Origin of the sequence: Hydrogenimonas cancrithermarum (genome assembly GCF_030296055.1) — a bacterium.
In the GTDB taxonomy this organism is placed as follows: Bacteria; Campylobacterota; Campylobacteria; order Campylobacterales; family Hydrogenimonadaceae; genus Hydrogenimonas; species Hydrogenimonas cancrithermarum.
This window is the reverse complement of the sequence record NZ_AP027370.1, coordinates 2,074,001-2,093,990: the sequence shown is the minus strand read 5'-3', so window position 1 is coordinate 2,093,990 and position 19,990 is coordinate 2,074,001. Positions and strand designations below refer to the sequence as shown.

The window sequence follows — 19,990 nt, the reverse complement described above, 5'->3', positions numbered from 1 at the left end:
CTCCTTCTTGAAAAATTACTGGTATTTGATCTTCGCTTTGGTGCGAAGTTCCTGTGCAATCTTTTTGATATTCTCTTTGAATTTCTCCATCTTCAGATTCTGCTTTATGCGTTCTTTGACCTCATCGAAGGGAACGGTCTGTGCTGGGTGCTTCTCTTCGACATAGATCACATGGTAGCCGAACTGTGTTTTGACAGGAGTTTGTGTGAACTCTCCGGCTTTAAGCGCAAAAGCCGCATCGCTAAACGGCTTGACCATCTGTCCGCGCCCGAATGTCCCAAGATCTCCTCCACGCGGTGCACTCGGCCCGGTCGACTTCGCTTTGGCAAGCTCTTCGAATTTCGTTTTGAGTTTCGATTTGGGTGTTTTTTTAAGCTCTTCTATAATCTGCTTCGCTTCCGCTTCGGTTTTTACAAGGATATGCCGCGCATGGACGGTTTCGGGTCGCTGAAATGCATTTTTGTGCTCCTCATACGCCTTTTTCGCTTCGGCATCGCTCACTTCGATCGTATCGAGCTGCTTTTTCATCCAGATATCGAGTGCCAACTTCTTTTTCAGTTTTTCAAGCGCCTCTTTGTACTCTTTGTCTTTCTCGATACCGCTTGCGAGTGCTTTCTCCTGAAGAAGCTGTTGTTCGATCACCTGGTCGAGTACCTTCTTTTTCACATCGTCCGGAAGTGCATCGTAACTTGTACGGGCACCCATCGCATTGAGTACCGACTGGACATCCTCTTTTGTGATTTTATGACTGTTGACGGTCGCCAGAACATCCGATGCTGGAAGCGAAAGTGCCAGTGTCGCCGCACTGAGGCCGGCCATGATCAGTTTTTTCATTCTGTTCCTTTTGTGATTGATTGTGGTATTGTACTCAAACATCGATTAATGAAGGTTAATCTCCGTTCTTATGCCATATTGTGATAGACATTTTGAACATCGTCATCCTCTTCGAGCGTCTCGATAAGTTTTTCAACCTTCTCTGCCGTTTCGTCATCGACATCGATCATGTTGGTCGCGACGAGTCCGACAGAGCTCTCAAGAATGTTGACACCGGTTTTCTCGACCGCCTGCAAAAGTGTATCGAAGTCCGCCGGTTCGCTCTCGATGACCAGGACTTCGTCGAACTCCTTGATATCGGTTGCACCATTTTCAAGCGCCACTTCCATCACTTCGTCGTCTTTATCGCTTCTTTCAATCGTGATGATCCCCTTTTTCTCGAACATCCATGCGACACTTCCACTCGTGCCCAGACTTCCTCCCGCTTTGCTGAAGGCATGACGGACGTTCGCCACGGTGCGGTTTTTATTGTCGGTCATCGTCTCGACCATGATCGCCACACCGCCCGGACCGTATCCTTCGTAGGTAATCTCTTCGTAGTTGACGCCTTTTAGATTGCCGGTCGCCTTGTCGATGGCACGCTGAATGTTCTCAGCCGGCATCGAAACGGCACGTGCACGTTCGATCGCGAGCCGAAGCGCGGCATTCGTGTCGGGGTCGCCACCGCCCGCTTTGGCCGCGGTGGTAATATCACGCACGGCTTTGGTAAAGAGTTTGCCTTTTTTCGCATCCTCTTTCGCTTTGATGTGTTTGACTTTCGACCATTTGTTATGACCTGCCATTAATACCCTCTTATCGAAGAAATTTGGGCATATTATACCTTTTATCAAGTATAATTTCGTTAAAAAAGGACGAGATCGTGCTTCGCACTGGTCAACGGATGGAAAAGAGTCTAAACCATACCTTTTCACCCGTCATCGCTCCAATCCAAAAACCAAAGGTTTTCCATGAAACTCGCAACGAAAAAAGAGATCGAAGAGATAAAAAGACGGCTTCTCGAGCACTACCCCGATTCGGTAACGGAACTGCACTATCACAACCTCTACGAACTCCTGGTCGCAGTCATGCTGTCGGCACAGTGCACCGATAAACGTGTCAATCTGATCACGCCGGCGCTGTTTGAAAAGTATCCAGACATTCCGAGCCTCGCAAACGCAGATCTCGACGACGTGAAGGAACTCATCAAAAGCTGCTCTTTCTTCAACAACAAAGCAAAAAATCTCATCAAAATGGCACAGATGGTGATGGAAAAGTATAATGGAGAGATCCCATTGGACGAAAAGGAGCTCGTCAAACTGCCGGGTGTCGGCCAGAAAACCGCTCATGTCGTCATGATCGAATATACCGGGGCCAATCTGATGGCAGTCGACACCCATGTTTTCCGCGTCGCTCATAGGCTGGGGCTGAGCGATGCCAAAACGGCGGAAGGAACCGAGAAAGATCTCGTAAAAAAATTCAAAACCGATCTGCATCGGATTCATCAGGCGATGGTCCTTTTCGGACGCTATATCTGTACGGCGAAAAATCCGAAATGCTATACCGAGTGTTTTTTGACGGATTTGTGCAAAAGCAAAGAGAGTTTCAAAGCGAGATAGAAGCAGTTTCCGATCGGAAACTGCCTTGGCGTCAGGTTAAACCGGACTACTTTTTGAAGATTTCGACGAGATCGTTTTTGTCCGTTTTGACCAGATCCTTTTTCAGACCGAGAAAAAGCTTCTCTTTCACGGCGGGAGAGACTTTTTCCATCACACGGGCATAGATCGTTTCGGGAAGTCCAAGGTACCATTTTGGGGGATTGTTGGCGGAAACCGTATCGGAAATATCTTTCGCGATCGCTTCGATCACTTCCTCTTCAAGATGCTTTTCGAGTTCATGCCGCTCTCCGACACTGCCTTGAGAAAACTCACCACGGCCTTGGCTTCCGCCTTTGAACTGGCCCGCCTGATCCGTCACGATATCTTGAACTTTCCAGTGGGATGCCACATAATCTTTCGCATCGATCAGATCGAGCTTGACATGATCCGGTTTGAGGCCCGCTTCCGCCTCGAGACCACGAGGTTCGGCTCTGTATATTTTCATCTCTCCAAGATCGCTCACGATAACGATATCACCGATTTTCATAACACTATCTCCTTGTTCTTTTAAATTGAAAGGATTATAACACCAAAAGTTTAAATCGACGATAAATCGTCGACGAGCGCCATAACCAAATCAACGATTTTTTCAACAGAGGAGAGATCGACACGTTCTCGCTCTGAATGGGGATCGAGAATCGTCGGCCCTACCGATGTGATTTTAAGTTCCGGAAACTTTTTGGCGAAAAGCGCACACTCCAGACCGGCATGGATTGCGGCATATTCGGCGTCGGGAACGATCTTTCTATAGTGTTTCAAAACCTTCTCGCTGAAATCGTTGACAACCGGTCTCCACGCCGGATATTTCCCTTCGGTGGCAGTCGTGAAATTCAACGCTTCCCACCCTGCTCTCGTCTGAACGACAAGCCGATGAAGATCCTCGTTGGCCATCGCACGGGCAGAAAGCGAGATCTTCACCTTCCCTCCTTTCGCCGAAACCTCCGCCAGGTTGATACTGCTCTGGGGCAAATCGAGATCCCGATTCCAAGCCCGAACTCCGTGTGCGAAACCAAAAACCGCGGAGACCAACGCACGTCCATCTTTCATCAATTTTCTCTCGGCAGACGGGAGCGCTTCAACATCGATATCCGGATGCTCCAGATGCAGTGTCTCCTCTTCGGGCATCCATACCACCGCCTCCGCATGCGCGGGAATTGCATTGATCCGCTCTCCGCCGCTCAGTGAGTGAAGCATCATCGAAGGGGTGTCGTATATCACGCCGCAAAGCTCGGTCACGGCATTTGGAATTCCGTCGGCTATATTGACTCCCGAGTGCCCTCCCGGTGCAGTGGATCGGAGTTTGAACCACTTGCCTCCTTTTTGTGGAAATGCCATAGAAATCCTCTTTTGAACATGGATGTCCTCACCACCTGCACACCCGATATAGACTTTTCCCAACTCTTCACTGTCGAGATTGAGCAGATACGGCGTCCTGATCGGAAGTTCCAGGTGATTCGCTCCGATCAAACCGATCTCTTCGTCGTTCGTAAAGAGAAAATCGACCTCCATCTTTTTTTTCATCAGATAGAGCATCATCGCCACACCCATGCCGTTGTCGGCACCGAGTGAACTCCCTTTGGCAGACATCCAGCCATTCTCGATGACCGTCTCTATCTTCGGTGCGGAACCGATGCAGACCATATCGTAATGCGACTGCAGTGTCAGACGGCTCTTCTTCGCATACGCCATGATATTTCCTGCATCGTCGCACTCGACCCGATATCCGTTCCCATTTCCAATCTGCATGATATGATTTTTCATCGCTACGGTATCCCCACTGCAATGGGGAATTTTGGTGATCTCCAGAAAGAGCTTTATGACCTCTTCAACCATTTTCGACCTTTTTTTTCCGGATTTTAACGAAATTGAGTAGATTTAAGCCTCGTTTTGTAGAATAAACGCATGAAATATATTTTGATTTTGTCGATATTACTCTCAATCCAAGGTTGCGTCTATTTCAACGATGACGGAATCTCCTCCAAACGCTATCGAGATTGTATCGAATACTACGATGCGGAGGGGCTCTATCATTGCGAATGCGATGAGAACCTCGTGGACTACAAAGATATTCCCAACAAACTGTTGAAAGGACAAGAATGAATCCTCTCTCGCGTCTAACGATCAAAGGGAAAATGCTCCTTTTGGTCGTGCTGCCGATTTTGGCACTGCTTTATTTTACTGGAACCGAACTGACAAAACATTTCGAATTCGCCGACAAAGTTCAACGAGTCAAAGAGCTTGTCCACTTGAGTGAAGCTCTGAGCCGTTTGGTACACGAAACACAAAAAGAGCGGGGAGCGAGTGCCGGATACACTGGAAGCAGAGGAGAAAAGTTCGCCACCAAACTTCCCGAGCAACGCAAAATCACCGATCTGCGCATCCAAGAGTACAAAGAGACCCTTTCGAAAATCGATCTTTCGAAATTTTCCAACGAACTCAAAACGAAGATCGACGAACTGAATCTCGATCTTGAAAAACTTCCGAAAATCCGCCAAAAAGTATCACGTCTCGAACTTCCACTCAAAGATGTCGTCGCTTTTTATTCCGGTATGAACGCCAAAATACTCAATATCATCGCGACGACCTCCAAAATTTCGCCCGATGAACGCATCACGATCGATCTCGTCGCCTACACATCTTTCCTGAAGTCGAAAGAGAGGGCTGGAATCGAACGAGCCGTACTGAGTGCCACGTTCGGCGCCGACAGATTTGCACCCGGGATGTACAGAAAATTCATTACCCTTATGGCCGAACAGAACGCCTACCTGGACGACTTCCTCTCTTTCGCACCCGTTTCGATGGTTGCACTCTACAAAAAAGCGACGGAAGATCCTTCATTTTCCGAAGTGGAAAAACTGCGTAGTATCGCCATAGCACATGCGATCGAAGGTGGATTCGACGTGGATGCCGAAGCGTGGTTCGACACCATTACCCGAAAAATCAATGTCCTTAAAAAGATCGACGACACGATCGCACAACAGATAGAAAGAGATCTGAACAGTTTTCACGACAGTGCCTTTATCGATGCCCTTATCGGTTTCAGCGTCATCCTTTTCATGCTAATCATTGCATTCTTCTCCGTTCAGGATCTGGAAAAACGACTCAACTCGCTTAAGTCGCTTATTACCAATATCGCCCAGACAAAAGACCTGACGACCGAAGTCCGCATCTATGAGCATGATGAATTCGGCAGCATACGCGCGGCACTGAGAGATTTCCTGAAGGCCCTTCACGACCTCACTTCCCATACGCAAAGCAGTGCCAACGAGAACAAGCGTGTATCGGTCAACCTCGACAAGGCGTTCCGATCCATCACCGACAACATACAGACCGAAGCCGATATCGTGGAGGAGGGAGCCAACGAAGCCGCCCATCTGAAAGACAAGTTGATCGCGAGCACGGAAGAGGCGTTGTTGACGAAAACGAACATGCTTCAGGCCAACGAAAATCTTCATCACGCCATCGAACTCATTCAACATACGATCAACCAGATCGAAAACAATGCAGTGGTTGAAAACGAATTGGCTCAGCGCCTGCAGCAATTGAGCCACGATGCGGAGCAGGTCAAAGAGGTACTGACCGTCATCTCCGATATTGCCGACCAGACCAATCTTCTAGCCCTCAATGCTGCGATCGAAGCGGCACGCGCCGGTGAACACGGACGCGGTTTCGCCGTCGTCGCGGACGAGGTAAGAAAACTTGCGGAACGGACCCAAAAGAGCCTGGCCGACATCAATGCGACCATCAACATCATCGTCCAGGCGATCATGGACAGCAGTTCCGAGATGAACAAAAATATCGAAAATGTCAACCGTCTGACCGAAGACACTTCCAATGTCCAGAACGAAATCGGAAACGTGTCGTCAAAAATGACCGAAGCTGTCGGTAGTGTCGAGAACACGGTTCAGGCAATCGACGAGGCGGCCACTATCATGGCGACTTTCATCGAAAAGATGAACCAGATCAAAGCGCTCTCGGAAACCAACAAAGAGAGCATTCTCGGAAGCGAAGAAAATATCAAACATATCGGTCAACTCGCCGATGAAGTTCTTCAACAGATCAGCCAATTCAAAGTCTGACGCGAAGAGGGAGTGATACCCATTCCCCTTCTCAACGGCTCTCGATACTCTCTTTTATACTCTCGAAATCTTCACCGAATGCGAAGCAGGTCCGCATATCACATGCGATGAAAATGTGGAGCTCCTCCGCCTTTTTCAACAGGAATGGGTAACCAACCGCTTCGATCTTTCGTGCATTTGCCAGCAGCGTAGCGCGACTGGACTTGATCCCGACGATGCCACGCTTGAGGCGAAGATAGGCACGCAGCGCTTCCGGATAGGCATCGGGCCGTTTCGTTATCACGGCACCGTTGGCATCGAGCGTCTTTTTCACGGCGGTTTCATAAGACAACGAGCTCTCCAACAGCGCCAGATCGAGAAGATTATCGAGCATGACCGAAAGCGAAGAGGTATAGTAGTTGTCCTGAAGATCGGCATAGCTCTCGAATCCGTCGCTTCCAAGCAGCCAGCGCCCCTCTCTGTAAAACATTTTCAACGCGATCTTCGTCCAACGGTCGGCATCGTTCAAATAGGCTTCCTCCAATGTCATCTGATAGGCTGTCAATGCGGCATCGATCAAAAATGCGTAATCCTCGAGCAATCCGCCTTGCTCCGGCCGGTTGCCGAACAGCACCTGATGGTACAACGACCCGTCGTTTTGCTGCATCAGATGCTTCAATGCCGCGTAAGATCGCTTTGCCTCTGCCATATAGCGGTCGTCGAGTCCAGAAGCTACAAAAAGCGCTTTGATCATCATGGCATTCCAGGCCGTAATGACCTTTTTATCGATAAAAGGATAAGTTCGCCCGTTTCGCATCGCTCCAAGCACCTTTTTCGCCTTTTCGAACCCTTCAGGTTCCCTCTCGGCCGCCCGTCTCGGGTGTGAAAATTCGGTATCGAAATTGCCATCCTCTTCGATATCGAAAAATTTCAAAATCATCTTCGCATGCATCTCGTCGTAACCGGCACGCTTCAATGCCTCGAGCGCTTCATCATAGCGGTAGATAAAATACCCGCCTTCCTGATGGTCGCTGTCGGCATCGCTCGCACTAAAGTAGAGCCCCTCTTGGGTTCTGAATCTGCGATCGATCTCCGAAATCGTCTCCTTCACAACCTCTTTGTAGCGTTCTTTACCCGTCATCTTCCACGCCTGTAGATATAGAGGTATCAGCTCTGCATTGGTATAGAGCATCTTCTCGAAGTGAGGCATCCGCCAGCGGCGATCGACACAGTAGCGGAAAAAGGCTCCGTCGATCTGATCATAAAGACCGCTTCTTTGCATCGCATCCAGCGTCTCGAGAGCCATCGTCCGTGCCCTCTCGTTGCCGTTGAGGCGGTAGATATCCAGCAACAGACGAAGCCGGGAACTCTCCGGGAATTTCGGCCGGTCGCCGAAACCTTTATAGAGGGGGTCGTAATAGCCGTGCATCGCCTCGATCGCTTTATCTGCGATTTTCAGATCGGCATCGATTGGCTTGGAAGGAAGATTCTGCACCCGCCGCATCAACGCTTCAATCGCATCGGCACGCTGATCTATTTTCATGCGGTTGTTGCGATAGAGACGGCCCATTTTCGGCAACAGTGTCTCCAGCCCTTCCACGCCATATGAATCGACTGGCGGAATGTAGGTGGCGGCGAAAAAGGGTTTGAGATCTTCCGTCAACAGAATCGTCAACGGCCATCCGCCGCTTCTTCGGTGCAGCAGCGCATAGACTTTCTGAAAATATTTGTCCAGATGGGGCATCTCCTCGCGATCCACTTTCACGGGTACGAACCAGCGGTCGATGATTTCGGCGATTTTGGGATCTTCGAACGATTCGTGTGCCATCACATGGCACCAGTGGCAGGTACTGTAGCCGATGCTGAGAAAGATCGGCTTGTGTTCGCGCTTCGCCTTCTCGAATGCCTCCTCGCCCCAGGGGTACCAGTCGACCGGATTGTGGGCATGCTGCTGCAGATAGGGCGAGGGTTCGTCGATCAGATGGTTGGTGTAGTCCGGTTCTGACGCCAAGAGGGTCGTCAAGAATATGGGGATTAGGATAAAATAGCGCATTCGAACGTCCGTTTTTGACCTATCATAGCACAAAGGATTATAAGTGTGTTTAATTTTAACAGTTTTATTTCTCGTTTTAGCTATTGGAGCCGTAATGCAAAACGACTGGGTTTTCGCAGCGCTCTATGGTACCATCGCCACCTTTTTCATCTGGCTGCTTCAAAACAACATCAAGGCGATTATGAGAAAAAAGGGGAGATGTTCACCGGGTCGTTGCTCTTTGCTCGACCTTTTCAAACGACCGGACAAGAAGCCGGAGAATGAGGATCTCCGTCACGAGTAGAAGCCAGTGAAGATAATAAACCTGCCTTGCATGATCTTCGATATGCCAGCCCCATACCAGCATCTTGTAAAAGAGCCACGATACCAGCATCCCGGCCAGATACCCCGTCTGTTTGGCCATATCGAGCCATGAAAGAATGCGTTTTCGGTTCAAAAAAAGCGTTTCCGCACGTACCAGATAGGCACCGAACATGAACGTCACCTGATAACCCGCATAGACAAGCAGTGCCGTCGAAAAAGCGTAGGGTCTGAAAAGATACAAGGCCACAAGACCCAGCATCACCCACTCCACCAGCAGCGAGATACGGTAAAAGGCCCTGAGATTGAGAATGGTTTCGTAAAACTTCGCGATCACCAGCATCCCGACTGCCAGCACTATGCCGCCGAGCGAAAAGATCGAAGGATCGAGCGCCGCATAGATCGTAAAGACGGCACCGACGGTCATTCCCGTAAAGAAGGAGTTGACTCCCTTGTAACCGATATAGTTGCGCGGCAGGATTCTCAATATTCGATCCCCTTGCGCGCCATGACACCTCTGTCGTAATAGTGTTTGACCTTTCTCATCTCCGTCACGAGATCGCTTGCGGCGATCAATGACGCAGAAGCGTTCTGGCCGGTCAGTACGATCTCGAGTTTGGCAGGTTTCTGTTTTAAAAAAGAGAGGACATCCTGCTCATTCAGCAGACCGTATGTGAGCGCCACAGCCACTTCGTCGAGCACCAGCATGTCCGGTTGCATCGATCGCATGGCTTCGACCATCCGGGACCACAACCCACGGCTCATCGCAACCTGTTTCTCACTTGGCTCACCGATGACAAAGCTGTCATCCCACTCACGAAATATCGCTATCTTCTCACCGCCGCAGCGCTCGAGCATCGTGATCTCGCCGCTCGGCACACTCTTCATAAACTGGACGAAAACGACTTTCAATCCATTTCCGAGCGCCCGAAGTGTCTGCCCGACTGCCGCCGTCGTTTTGCCCTTTCCTTCACCGGTATAGAGCTGAATATATCCTTGCCGCAATGCCATCTGCTTTAAAAGACCACCGGTTTATCTTTGTCGTAGCTCACTTCGAAAAGCACATCGATCCTGGCCTCTTCATGTGCCGGAACCGTCACGTCGATCAAAAGCTTTCCCTTTTTTTCCAGCCTATGATCCATCGAACCGCGGTCGGATTTGACGTGTAGCAGTTTCACTTCGACATCTTCACGACTAGCGACGGGAATCCGCTCGACGACCTGCAATGTTTTCGGCCGTTTCGACTGATTGAAGATACGGATCGTATAGCCATCCTTTTTACGGACGGTTTTACCGAAAATTCCGGTTTCACGTTCTTTTAAAATCATCTTTTCCCTGCGGACGACGAGATCTTCGTCAACCCCCGTGTAGAGTCTGTATTTTCTTTCGAAAAATTCACCGTAAGCATAGTCGGCAAGCACTTTCTTCCCCGAGCGTATCCGCCAGCGGTTGGTTTCGATGACCTCTTTGGGGCTGAACTTCACCGCTTCGTAGACATTGACGTCACGATAGGGATAGACAACCTCGAATCTCTGGGCGGCGACGCTCCATGAATCGATGGCGATATCGACGGTTTCCCCGTCGGAAGGCAGATGCAGCCGTTCTATACGGTAGGATCTCGGTGATGACGACGCCACGCTTTCAAACCGTTTACCAGCCGCATCCTCTACCACGGGAGCGCGTGCCTGCAGTGACATTTTGCGCTCCGTCGCCACGGGCCGGGGCAAACGTTTGTCGTGAATCACCCAGGGAGAAAAATGGATCGGACGCAGGTAACGCTTGATCGGCTGATAAAAAAGTACCGCACGATCGGCATCGATATCGATGCCGCTTCTGTTGGTGAGTTCGAGGTGGCGCGTCACACCGATCGTCGCACTCTTGGAGAGATCCGCTTCGTAGTAGAGGCCGAAACGGATGTAGCCCGAAGGAATCGTCAACTTCACGTCACCTTTGCAGCCGAGTGGCAGCTGTTTTGGCTCCATCGAGGGGGCCTGCTGCATAAAACGTGTATTGCGCCATTTCACTTCGTTGTCGCTTTCACGTTTTCTCTTCTGCAGTGCAGAATAGATTTCCGCCGCTTTTTTCGACATCTCGAGCACCTTGTCCGGTGCAGCGATCTTCACTTCGGCCCGCTCGATCAACGTGTCGATAAAATGCATCTGTTGCAGCGCCGAAAAAGAGGCGAGGGAAAACTTCTCAATGGCTCTTTTCTCTTTGCACAGACGACTTTGTTTCGGACATTCGGATGCATGATAGAGCGTAACGGCCCGTCCATTGCACTCCGCTTTGAGATCTTTCGGGGGAAAACCGACAAACTTCCCGGACGGTCTATAGGTGTAGATTGCGCCGTCACGATAGACTTCGAGCGTCGCGGCATGCGTCACGAGCGTCGCCGCCAAGACAATCAGAAGGGGTTTCAAAACTTTCATCGTTTCATCCTTATTGGGCTTTACGTGCGGAGAAGCCGACGACGCTGCCCGCTTCGACGGAAACATCGAATTCGATGGGGTTGCAGCACACTTCGCAGTCTTCGATCCCCTCGAAACGGTCGGTTCCTGCATCGATCAGTAGAGAGACACGCTGCCAGCAGTAGGGGCATGTGAAGAAATGTTCGATCACCCCCTCTCCCTTTCGAGAACCTCGAAAACGAACGTTTTCCGCTCCTTCTTTTTCGTCGTCTGGTCGATCTGAAGAGAATCTTCGTGACTGTAATTTTCCGAATTTTCACCCGGCACCATCGCTCACCTCCGAAACATCTCTATCTTTCATTATAACTAAATACTGTAGTACATCGCTTCGGGATGGTAAACGACGATCGCCGCCGTCGACTGCTCGGGGTGTATCTGAAACGTTTCGCTCAGTTCGATCCCGAAATCCTCCGGTTTGAGAAGATCGAAGATCGGTTTGTTGAGCTCCAGGTCGGGGCATGCGGGATAACCCGGCGAATAACGCGCCCCCTGGTATTTTCGCATCTCGACATCGCGCAGTGTATGCCCCTCTTTGTCGGCGATGTTCAGATCGAGTCGAATCTGCTTGTGCGCCACCTCGGCCAAAGCTTCCGCCAGTTCGACTCCCAGCCCATGGACAAGATAGTACTCGTGAAACTTCCCTTCATCGTAGAGCTTTCGTTCGTACTCGCTGATTTTGCTGCCGGCACTCACCGTCGTGAACGCTACGACATCGTGGCGGTCGCTGTGGAAGTAGTCGGCGAGGCATCGCCACGGCTTCTTGGTCTGGCGCGGGAATGTCATCGCTTCGCGCGCGCGTCCGATCACCTCCTCGAGCGGTTCGCGATTGGCGTCCTTGTCACTGCTCCATCCTTCGCTTTCATCGAATACCAGCAGCGTCGTGTCGTCGCCACGGCACGGATAGTAGCCGTAGATGATCGTTGGCTCGAAGAGCCCTTCGTCCAAAAATTGCGCCTTGAGCCGCTCGTAGGCCGGGCGCACCACCTCGTCGAGCTGCTTCTCGTATGCCTCTTTCGTCATCCCTTTGGAGCGGTAGCCCCAGCGCGACTTGAAGAGAATGCGATGGTTGAGCCACTCGAAAGCGATCGCCGGGTCGAAGTCGGCTTTGGTCATGACACGGCGTCCCCAGAACGGCGGTACCGGTACTTTGACTTCGCGCGAGGGCATCGGAATCTCTTCCAGAGGCGGAATGACCACCTCCTTCTTCTTCGGTACGGCAATCTCTTCCTCCTCTTTGCCATCGCTGGCAAGCCGCGTATCGAAATTCCCCTCCTCGATGCGGCTCATTGCGATGACACCGTCGAATGCGTCGCGACAATAGAAGATGGGCCCTTTGTAGATCGGCCGGCAGTAGTCATCGACGAACCCTTTGGTCAGTGCGGCGCCGCCCATGAGAATCGGGATATCGACTCCTTTCTCTCTCATCAGTTCGAGATTCTCCTTCATCACCTGCGTCGATTTGACCAGTAGGCCGCTGAAGCCGATCGCGTCGGCGTTGTACTCTTTCGCCGCCTCCAGAAACTGCTCCAGTTCCACCTTGATACCGAGATTGACCACTTTGAAGCCGTTGTTGGTGAGGATGATGTCTACCAGGTTCTTGCCGACGTCGTGCACATCCCCTTTGACGGTGCCGAGCACCAGTGTCGTATCGCTCGCCTTCTCTTTTTTCGGAAGATAAGGGTTCAGGTGATCCACCGCCGCCTTCATCGTTTCGGCGCTTTGAAGAACGAACGGCAGCTGCATCTGGCCGCTTCCGAAAAGCTCTCCTACCACCTTCATCGCTTCGATTAGAATCTCGTTGACGATTTTTTCTGGCGCGATACGGTGGCGCACCTCCTCCACCAGTGGGATCATCCGGTCTTTGTCGCCGTCGAGCAGCAGTTTGTGGATCTTCTCCTCATCGCTCATCTTCAGATAGGCTTCATCCTCCGCCCCCTGGTCGACCGCCTCTTTTTTACTGAAGTGTTCGATAAACTTGAAGAGCGGGTCCCCCTCCTCCCGATTGTCGAAGAGAAGGTCTTCGCACACTTTGCGATCCTCTTTGCTGATACGGTTCATCGGAATGATATGCTTGACATTGATGATGACGGACGTCAGTCCCGCCTCCAGACAGTGGTGCAAAAAGACCGAGTTCAGATAGGGCCTTGCATCTTTGTCGAGCCCAAAGGAGATATTCGAGAGGCCCAGCGTCGCACCGACTTCAGGGTGCCTGCGGCGCAGTTCGCGGATCGCCTCGATCGTCTGAACCGCCGCGTCGCGGTACTCTTCATCCCCCGATCCGACGGTGAATGTCAAAACATCGAAGACCAGGTCTTCAGCCCTGATACCGTGTTTTTCGGTCGCCAGTTTGTAGATGCGCTCCGCCACTTCGAGCTTGCGTTCCACCGTTTTGGCCATCCCTGTCTCGTCGATCGTCAGACAGACCAGCGATGCACCATAGCGTTTGGCGAGCCGGCAGACGGCATCGAACTTCTCGATACCGTCTTCGAGGTTGACCGAATTGAGGATCGGTTTGCCTCCGATGCACTTGAGTGCCGTCTCCAGCCCTTTGACCTGGGTCGAGTCAGGCATCAGCGGTAGCGGTATCTTCTGCGCATAGAGGCTGATCACCTCGTGCATATCTTTTGTTTCGTCTCGGCCGGCGAATCCGACGGAAACGTCGAGTACATGGGCACCAGCACGTACCTGCTGCTGTCCGACCGTGAGTGTGCCTTCATAATCTTCCGCCAAAAGCAATTCGCGAAAGGCTTTGGAACCGGTGGCGTTGGAGCGTTCGCCGATCAGTAGGGGCGGCGGATCCTGCATGAGGGGAACGGAGTTGAAAAGCGAGGCGAGCGAAGCGGGATGGCTTCCGGAAGCCGGCCGTGGCTTCACTCCTTCGACGGCATCGCAAAGCGCCTTGATATGCTGCGGCGTCGTTCCGCAGCAACCGCCCAGAAAGGTAACGCCGTCATACTTTGTGAAACTCTTTTGCAGTGCGCTGAACTCTTCGGGCCCCATCGGATAATAGGTGTAACCACCACGGTTTTGCGGAAGGCCTGCATTTGCATGGACGGAGATCGGCTTGTGCCAAAGCTGCGAGAGGGTTTTGACATGCTTTTCGACCTGTTCCGGCCCCGTGCCGCAATTGAATCCCAAAGAGAGGATCTCGAACGGCTCCATGATCGTCGCGATCGTCCCGGCATCGGTACCAATCAGCATCGACCCGCTCAGTTCAATCGTCACCGAGACCATAACCGGAATCCGGACACCCTTCTCTTTCGCTGCATCCTGACAGGCGTGCAGCGCCGCTTTGATCTGTAGCGGATCTTGGCACGTCTCGAGCAAAAAGATGTCGACACCACCGTCGATCATCCCCTCGGCCATCTCATAGTAGCCGGCATACATTTCATCATACTCGATATGTTTCAGAGACGGCAGTTTCGTCCCGGGCCCGATCGATCCGAGACAGAAACGCGGCTTATCGGGCGTGCTGTACTGCTCACAGACCGACTTGACCAGTTCACATCCCTTTTTGCTCAGCTCGTACGCCCGGTCGCCGATTTGATACTCGTCCAGAACCCAGTCCATAGCGCCGAAGGTATTGGTCTTGATCAGGTCCGCACCCGACATCGCGTAGCGTTCATGGATACGGCGTATCAACTCGGGGGCCGTGGCATTAAGCAGCTCATTGCATCCCTCTTTTCCTTCCCATGCCTCGTCGGGAATCTCCATCGACTGGATCTGTGTCCCCATCGCCCCGTCGATGACGAGGATTTTCTCCTCCATCAACTCTTTGATTTTATCAGCTGCAACCAAACTGCTTTCCTTCGTTTTAATTATCTGTTCCCATCTATCCATGTCGACAGGTAAGATACAAGACATCTTGCATGGCCTCTCGGTCGATATCACCCATCGGCCGAAGAGAGGTTATGCAAAAAGTCTATTAGCTTTATTTTACTCTCACAATGCTATGATTCCTATAATTTCTTCCAAGTAAGGCCGCAGATATGGGAAAAACAATCAAAAATATAAAAAACGGAGCGAGCATCGCGAAACCGGATCCGGTCAATGAGGAGGTCTTTTTCGAAGGAGGCGTGATGATCACCGAAACCGATACGGCCGGCATCATCACCTACGCCAACCGAAAATTTCGGGAGATGACGGTCTACTCGAAAGAGGAGCTCATCGGAACGCCTCACAGCATCAATCGCCATCCCGACATGCCAAAAGCCGCATTCGAAAAGATGTGGGAGACGATAAAACGCGGTGAAATGTGGGAAGGGTATGTCAAGAACATGCGCAAAGACGGAAAATACTACTGGGTTATCGTATGGATCAAACCGAAATTCGACAATGAAGGCAATATCGTAGGGTACATCGCCGGACGGAAAGTACCGGACAGAAACATGATCAAAAAAATCGAGCTGGAGTATCGACAGATGCTCGAAAACGAAAGATAACGGTTATTTCACCCGCTTGGAGGAGAGGTAACGAAGCGTCCTGTCGTTTCCCGGTATAACGACATAATCGTAACCCCTTCCGCTGTAGAGCAGCGTGGCATTTTTGACCAAAACATTGTCGAAACGGTATGCCACATTCTCTTTCGAAAAAATCGCCCGACCAATCTGTTCTCCAAAATCCGGAATCCATGGAATAGCCGCGAGCATACACGAGAGTAGAAAAAACAGTATCTTCTCCCGTGTTTTGTTTTTTACGAGGAAGATGGTTCCATAAAGGGAAATTCCTATGATCCACAGCCACCAATATTGTGTATCCGTGAAAAACTCGTTAAAAAAGATCGGAATACCGTGTGCCTCGATATAGTTGACCATCAATCCGGCATAAAATATAAAATCGAACGCCATCCAGAAGAGTGTACCGAAAAAAAAGATCGTCAACAGCCGGTTCATCATCGAATCTTCACCTTTCCGGTTCTGTGGAGACGCCATATGCCAGAAGGCTCTTTGGCGCTGAACCCTTCTATAGATTCTACCACAACGTCACACATTTTTCTTGCATACGCTTCGTCGAACGATTCCCCGTGCCTGTTCGCAGAGGTCGTAAAACACCATCCAAACTTTTCGATGAAGGCTTTGTGCCGCTCATGAACGACACGAAACGATTCTCCGTTGGGAAGAATAAAAGAGCGTTTTTTGCTTCTGCGAACCATAGCTCGATGAATCGCGGGAACCCTTCCGATATTTTGAATGTCGCTGAAATGGGCCAGCGCTTTGAGAAAGGGCTTTCGCCGCGGCCGCTCCTTGATGAGGGCGAGCCGTTCGGCGGAACAGGAGAGAAATCCCGCCGTCGTATCGGTTTGAACCAGATAGACGAGGTCGCGGTGCATCACTCGGTAAGATAGTCCTGCAAAGCTTTCGGATCGAGAGCTCCGTCGTTTCTGATCTCGCGGATCGCAGCTGCCGACGCGCGGGCTGCGGCAAGTGTCGTGAAATAGGGGACATTGAAACGTAAAACAGCCTGACGGATACGCTTGGCGTCATCTTTGCTCGATTTGTTGTCGGAAGTGTTGAGAGCCATGTCGATATCCCCGTTTTTGAGAAGATCCTCGACATTGGGACGCCCTTCCGAGATTTTTAGAACGACTTCCGAGACGACGCCGGCTTCGGAAAGGACTTTGTGTGTACCGGATGTCGCGACGATTTTGAAGCCAAGGTCGGTAAACATTTTCCCGATCACGCCGGCTTCGCTTTTATCGTGATCGGTAAGCGACATAAAGATGGTACCCGATGTCGGTATACGGTTTTTGGATGCAAACTGGCTTTTCGCGAAAGAGATACCAAACGATCTGCTGATACCCATCACCTCACCTGTGGACTTCATTTCAGGCCCGAGGATCAGGTCCGAACCCGTCAGTTTGCTGAAAGGGAAAACCGCCTCTTTGACGGCGATATGGTTTTTTAGTTTCGGTTTGAGGACGTTTCCATCGTCGATAACGACCCCGAATGTATCATAGTACTTCAACGCTTCTCGCAAATCGCCCCTGACCATGACACGTGTCGCCACCTTTGCAAGGGGCACGCCTGTCGCTTTGGAAACGAACGGCACCGTACGGCTCGCTCGGGGGTTCACTTCGATGAGATAGACTTCGTCCCGGAAAATCGCATACTGAATATTCAGCAAACCTTTCACACCCAGTCCAAGCGCGATCGCCTTGGTCTGATTTTCGACATCTTTGACCAGTTTGTCGCTGATCGAGACGGTTGGAAGCGAACAGGCGCTGTCGCCCGAGTGAATTCCGGCCTCTTCGATATGCTGCATAATCGAACCGATATAGACCTCTTTGCCATCACTGATAGCATCGACGTCGAGTTCGATGGCATGGTCGAGGAATTTGTCGATCAGAACAGGAGACTCGTTGCTCACACTGACCGCTTCATCCATATAGGCGCGTAACTCATCTTCGTTGTAGACGGTTCGCATCGCCCGGCCACCCAGCACGTAACTCGGCCGCACAAGCACAGGATATCCGATGCGCGATGCAATCGCAAACGCTTCCTCTTTGGTGAACGCCGTACCGTTTTCCGGCTGCTTCAGTCCAAGTTTCTCGATAAAGGTGGAAAATTTCTCTCTGTCTTCCGCTTCATCGATCACCTTCGCACTGGTTCCGATGATCTTCCCGCCGATGGAAGTGATCTTTTTTGCCAGCTTCAGCGGCGTCTGTCCGCCGAAGTGGACGATAATACCGTCGGGGTTTTCGGTCTCGATAACGTTTCGAACATGCTCAAAATCGATCGGGTCGAAATAGAGAATGTCGCTTGTGTCATAATCGGTCGAAACAGTTTCCGGGTTGCAGTTGTACATGATGGAAGTGATATTCATATCTTCGAGTGCGAAAGCGGCATGCACGCAGCAGTAGTCGAATTCAATCCCCTGACCAATTCGGTTTGGACCGCCACCGATGATCAAAACCTTCTCTTTCGATTTTTGATTTTGGACTTCGGATTTTGGATTATCCGGCAGTTTCATAATATTGGTCGACGAATAGAGATACGGGGTGAGCGCTTTGAATTCGGCGGCACACGTGTCGACTTCGTGATATTCGAGTTCGATCCCATACTTTTTGCGTGCGGCGTAGATGTCGTTTTCACTGAGATCCATGTGCTCTTTTTCATTGATGATCCTGGCGATCATCGCATCGCTGTAACCGTCTGCTTTGACGCTACGAAGCAGCGTGGGATTCTGCAGTATCGCGATATCGATCCGCTTTTCCAGATCTACGATCTGTTTGATCTGCCGTAGGAACCAAGGGTCGATTTTACTGAGTTCGAAGAGATCCTCGACACCGTAACCCTCTCTGAATGCCTGTGCCACATAAAGGAGTCTTTTTTCGTTTGGACGGCGTATCTCGCGGCGAAGCGTCTCTTCGTCACAGCTTACCGGATCGAACCCGACAAGACCCGTCTCGAGCGAACAGAGCGCTTTTTGAACCGACTCTTTGAAAGTCCGTCCGATCGCCATCACCTCTCCGACACTCTTCATCGATGTGGTCAGCGTGGAATCCGCCTGTGGAAATTTTTCGAAGGTAAAACGCGGAATCTTCGTGACGATGTAGTCGATAACGGGTTCGAAACTCGCCGGTGTTCCGGTAATATCGTTTTTGATCTCGTCGAGTGTATACCCTACGGCGAGAAGCGTCGCCACTTTCGCGATCGGATATCCCGTCGCTTTCGATGCCAGTGCCGAAGAGCGGCTGACACGCGGGTTCATCTCGATGACGATCATACGGCCTGTTTCAGGATTGACTGAAAACTGTACGTTCGACCCCCCCGTATCGACACCGATTTCCCGCAGGATTTTGAAGCTTGCGTCACGCATGCGCTGATACTCTTTGTCCGTCAACGTCAATGCAGGTGCCACGGTGATCGAGTCACCGGTATGAACCCCCATGGGGTCGAGGTTCTCGATGGAGCAGACGATGATACAGTTGTCCGCTCTGTCACGGATCACCTCCATCTCGTACTCTTTCCACCCCAGAAGACTCTCTTCGATCAAAATTTCACTGATGGGGCTCGCCTCGAGACCCGCCGCTGCAAGGGCTTTGAACTCATCGATGTTGTAAGCCACGCCGCTGCCGCCTCCGGCGAGGGTATAGGATGCACGAATGATGAGCGGAAAACCGATATTTTCCGCCGCGTTCATCGCCTCCTCCATCGAATAGGCATATTGACTCTTCGGAAGATCCATGCCTATTCTTATCATCGCCTCTTTGAAAGCCTGGCGGTCCTCCCCTTTCTTGATCGCTTCGGGGTTGGCACCAAGAAATTCGATCCCTTCGAGCATTCCCTTTTCGTGCATGCTCATCGCGACATTGAGTGCCGTCTGTCCTCCCATCGTCGGGAGAATCGCATCGACCCCCTCTTTTTCGATGATTTTGGCGATCACCTCTTCATTGATCGGTTCGATGTAGGTTCTGTCGGCAAACTCGGGGTCCGTCATAATCGTTGCGGGATTGGAGTTGATCAGTACGACACGGTAACCCAATTCTTTGAGTGTTTTGGCAGCCTGGGTCCCGGAGTAGTCGAATTCACAGGCCTGGCCAATGACGATCGGTCCCGATCCGATCAGCAGAATCGTCTGAATATCATCACGTTTTGGCATTAAAGCGCACTCCTTGGAGAAATTTTTCTATTTTACAAAAAA

General features: G+C 51.1%; 18 protein-coding genes. 4 read left to right on the top strand and 14 right to left on the bottom strand.

Annotated features, from left to right (window positions below; translation table 11 throughout):
* Nucleotides 1-15: 15 nt before the first annotated feature.
* Both QUD54_RS10665 and QUD54_RS10660 read right to left on the bottom strand, forming a co-directional pair.
* On the bottom strand, nt 16-834 hold the full coding sequence (locus tag QUD54_RS10665) for a peptidylprolyl isomerase (RefSeq protein ID WP_286336719.1): 819 nt from the start codon (nt 832-834) through the stop codon (nt 16-18).
* 68 nt (nt 835-902) lie between these two features.
* The gene (locus tag QUD54_RS10660; RefSeq protein WP_286336718.1) at nt 903-1,616 is read right to left on the bottom strand and encodes a YebC/PmpR family DNA-binding transcriptional regulator; all 714 of its coding nucleotides are present in this window, start codon (nt 1,614-1,616) and stop codon (nt 903-905) included.
* A gap of 165 nt (nt 1,617-1,781) precedes the next feature.
* Between QUD54_RS10660 and nth the strand changes: the two genes are divergently transcribed.
* On the top strand, nt 1,782-2,429 hold the full coding sequence (gene nth, locus QUD54_RS10655; RefSeq protein WP_286336717.1) for an endonuclease III: 648 nt from the start codon (nt 1,782-1,784) through the stop codon (nt 2,427-2,429).
* A gap of 46 nt (nt 2,430-2,475) precedes the next feature.
* Here nth and QUD54_RS10650 read toward each other — a convergent pair whose 3' ends face one another.
* Together QUD54_RS10650 and QUD54_RS10645 are read right to left on the bottom strand one after the other, a co-directional pair.
* Entirely contained in the window at nt 2,476-2,955 is a 480-nt protein-coding gene (locus tag QUD54_RS10650) for a host attachment protein (RefSeq protein WP_286336716.1), read from the bottom strand.
* A gap of 50 nt (nt 2,956-3,005) precedes the next feature.
* Nucleotides 3,006-4,301: a M20/M25/M40 family metallo-hydrolase gene (locus QUD54_RS10645; protein WP_286336715.1), complete on the bottom strand. Its 1,296-nt coding sequence runs from the start codon at nt 4,299-4,301 to the stop codon at nt 3,006-3,008.
* 69 nt (nt 4,302-4,370) lie between these two features.
* Here QUD54_RS10645 and QUD54_RS10640 point away from each other — a divergent pair, with 69 nt between their 5' ends.
* A complete protein-coding gene (locus QUD54_RS10640; protein WP_286336714.1) occupies nt 4,371-4,568 on the top strand; it encodes a hypothetical protein in 198 nt (65 codons plus the stop codon).
* Nucleotides 4,565-6,547, top strand: a complete 1,983-nt coding sequence (locus QUD54_RS10635) for a methyl-accepting chemotaxis protein (RefSeq protein WP_286336713.1) — start codon at nt 4,565-4,567, stop codon at nt 6,545-6,547. The genes QUD54_RS10640 and QUD54_RS10635 overlap by 4 nt, the downstream gene beginning before the upstream one ends.
* A gap of 31 nt (nt 6,548-6,578) precedes the next feature.
* Here QUD54_RS10635 and QUD54_RS10630 read toward each other — a convergent pair whose 3' ends face one another.
* The 7 genes from QUD54_RS10630 to metH all read right to left on the bottom strand — a co-directional run bounded on the left by QUD54_RS10630 (nt 6,579) and on the right by metH (nt 15,115).
* Nucleotides 6,579-8,579, bottom strand: coding sequence for a thioredoxin domain-containing protein (locus QUD54_RS10630; protein WP_286336712.1), 2,001 nt, complete (start codon nt 8,577-8,579; stop codon nt 6,579-6,581).
* A 202-nt stretch (nt 8,580-8,781) separates the two neighbouring features.
* Entirely contained in the window at nt 8,782-9,366 is a 585-nt protein-coding gene (locus QUD54_RS10625; RefSeq protein ID WP_286336711.1) for a hypothetical protein, read from the bottom strand.
* The gene (locus QUD54_RS10620) at nt 9,363-9,890 is read right to left on the bottom strand and encodes a cob(I)yrinic acid a,c-diamide adenosyltransferase (RefSeq protein WP_286336710.1); all 528 of its coding nucleotides are present in this window, start codon (nt 9,888-9,890) and stop codon (nt 9,363-9,365) included. Before QUD54_RS10620 ends, QUD54_RS10625 begins: the two co-directional genes overlap by 4 nt.
* 5 nt (nt 9,891-9,895) lie before the next feature.
* Complete coding sequence (locus tag QUD54_RS10615) at nt 9,896-11,308, bottom strand: DUF4139 domain-containing protein (RefSeq protein WP_286336709.1); 1,413 nt, start codon at nt 11,306-11,308, stop codon at nt 9,896-9,898.
* A 10-nt stretch (nt 11,309-11,318) separates the two neighbouring features.
* Nucleotides 11,319-11,498, bottom strand: coding sequence for a CPXCG motif-containing cysteine-rich protein (locus tag QUD54_RS10610; RefSeq protein WP_286336708.1), 180 nt, complete (start codon nt 11,496-11,498; stop codon nt 11,319-11,321).
* On the bottom strand, nt 11,495-11,617 hold the full coding sequence (locus tag QUD54_RS10605) for a hypothetical protein (RefSeq protein WP_286336707.1): 123 nt from the start codon (nt 11,615-11,617) through the stop codon (nt 11,495-11,497). The genes QUD54_RS10610 and QUD54_RS10605 overlap by 4 nt, the downstream gene beginning before the upstream one ends.
* Before the next feature lie 36 nt (nt 11,618-11,653).
* Nucleotides 11,654-15,115 carry a methionine synthase gene (gene metH / locus QUD54_RS10600; RefSeq protein WP_406600591.1) on the bottom strand — a complete coding sequence of 1,154 codons (3,462 nt, stop codon included), beginning with the start codon at nt 15,113-15,115 and terminating at the stop codon, nt 11,654-11,656.
* A 221-nt stretch (nt 15,116-15,336) separates the two neighbouring features.
* Between metH and QUD54_RS10595 the strand changes: the two genes are divergently transcribed.
* Complete coding sequence (locus QUD54_RS10595) at nt 15,337-15,789, top strand: PAS domain-containing protein (protein ID WP_286336705.1); 453 nt, start codon at nt 15,337-15,339, stop codon at nt 15,787-15,789.
* A 3-nt stretch (nt 15,790-15,792) separates the two neighbouring features.
* Here the strand turns inward: QUD54_RS10595 and QUD54_RS10590 are convergent, their stop codons facing one another.
* Genes QUD54_RS10590 through carB form a run of 3 tightly spaced genes read right to left on the bottom strand, consistent with a single transcriptional unit; the run spans nt 15,793 to nt 19,948 of the window.
* Nucleotides 15,793-16,242, bottom strand: a complete 450-nt coding sequence (locus QUD54_RS10590; RefSeq protein ID WP_286336704.1) for a hypothetical protein — start codon at nt 16,240-16,242, stop codon at nt 15,793-15,795.
* Entirely contained in the window at nt 16,239-16,676 is a 438-nt protein-coding gene (locus QUD54_RS10585) for a Sua5 YciO YrdC YwlC family protein (protein WP_286336703.1), read from the bottom strand. The genes QUD54_RS10590 and QUD54_RS10585 overlap by 4 nt, the downstream gene beginning before the upstream one ends.
* The gene (carB, locus tag QUD54_RS10580) at nt 16,676-19,948 is read right to left on the bottom strand and encodes a carbamoyl-phosphate synthase large subunit (protein ID WP_286336702.1); all 3,273 of its coding nucleotides are present in this window, start codon (nt 19,946-19,948) and stop codon (nt 16,676-16,678) included. The genes QUD54_RS10585 and carB overlap by 1 nt, the downstream gene beginning before the upstream one ends.
* Nucleotides 19,949-19,990: the final 42 nt, after the last annotated feature.

What these genes read in the sequence shown, in the direction of transcription:
- QUD54_RS10665 (WP_286336719.1), bottom strand. Translation starts at nt 834, where the DNA reads ATGAAAAAACTGATCATGGCCGGCCTCAGTGCGGCGACACTGGCACTT.
- QUD54_RS10660 (WP_286336718.1), bottom strand. Translation starts at nt 1,616, where the DNA reads ATGGCAGGTCATAACAAATGGTCGAAAGTCAAACACATCAAAGCGAAA.
- nth (WP_286336717.1), top strand. Translation starts at nt 1,782, where the DNA reads ATGAAACTCGCAACGAAAAAAGAGATCGAAGAGATAAAAAGACGGCTT.
- QUD54_RS10650 (WP_286336716.1), bottom strand. Translation starts at nt 2,955, where the DNA reads ATGAAAATCGGTGATATCGTTATCGTGAGCGATCTTGGAGAGATGAAA.
- QUD54_RS10645 (WP_286336715.1), bottom strand. Translation starts at nt 4,301, where the DNA reads ATGGTTGAAGAGGTCATAAAGCTCTTTCTGGAGATCACCAAAATTCCC.
- QUD54_RS10640 (WP_286336714.1), top strand. Translation starts at nt 4,371, where the DNA reads ATGAAATATATTTTGATTTTGTCGATATTACTCTCAATCCAAGGTTGC.
- QUD54_RS10635 (WP_286336713.1), top strand. Translation starts at nt 4,565, where the DNA reads ATGAATCCTCTCTCGCGTCTAACGATCAAAGGGAAAATGCTCCTTTTG.
- QUD54_RS10630 (WP_286336712.1), bottom strand. Translation starts at nt 8,579, where the DNA reads ATGCGCTATTTTATCCTAATCCCCATATTCTTGACGACCCTCTTGGCG.
- QUD54_RS10620 (WP_286336710.1), bottom strand. Translation starts at nt 9,890, where the DNA reads ATGGCATTGCGGCAAGGATATATTCAGCTCTATACCGGTGAAGGAAAG.
- QUD54_RS10615 (WP_286336709.1), bottom strand. Translation starts at nt 11,308, where the DNA reads ATGAAAGTTTTGAAACCCCTTCTGATTGTCTTGGCGGCGACGCTCGTG.
- QUD54_RS10605 (WP_286336707.1), bottom strand. Translation starts at nt 11,617, where the DNA reads ATGGTGCCGGGTGAAAATTCGGAAAATTACAGTCACGAAGATTCTCTT.
- metH (WP_406600591.1), bottom strand. Translation starts at nt 15,115, where the DNA reads ATGGAGGAGAAAATCCTCGTCATCGACGGGGCGATGGGGACACAGATC.
- QUD54_RS10595 (WP_286336705.1), top strand. Translation starts at nt 15,337, where the DNA reads ATGGGAAAAACAATCAAAAATATAAAAAACGGAGCGAGCATCGCGAAA.
- QUD54_RS10590 (WP_286336704.1), bottom strand. Translation starts at nt 16,242, where the DNA reads ATGATGAACCGGCTGTTGACGATCTTTTTTTTCGGTACACTCTTCTGG.
- QUD54_RS10585 (WP_286336703.1), bottom strand. Translation starts at nt 16,676, where the DNA reads ATGCACCGCGACCTCGTCTATCTGGTTCAAACCGATACGACGGCGGGA.
- carB (WP_286336702.1), bottom strand. Translation starts at nt 19,948, where the DNA reads ATGCCAAAACGTGATGATATTCAGACGATTCTGCTGATCGGATCGGGA.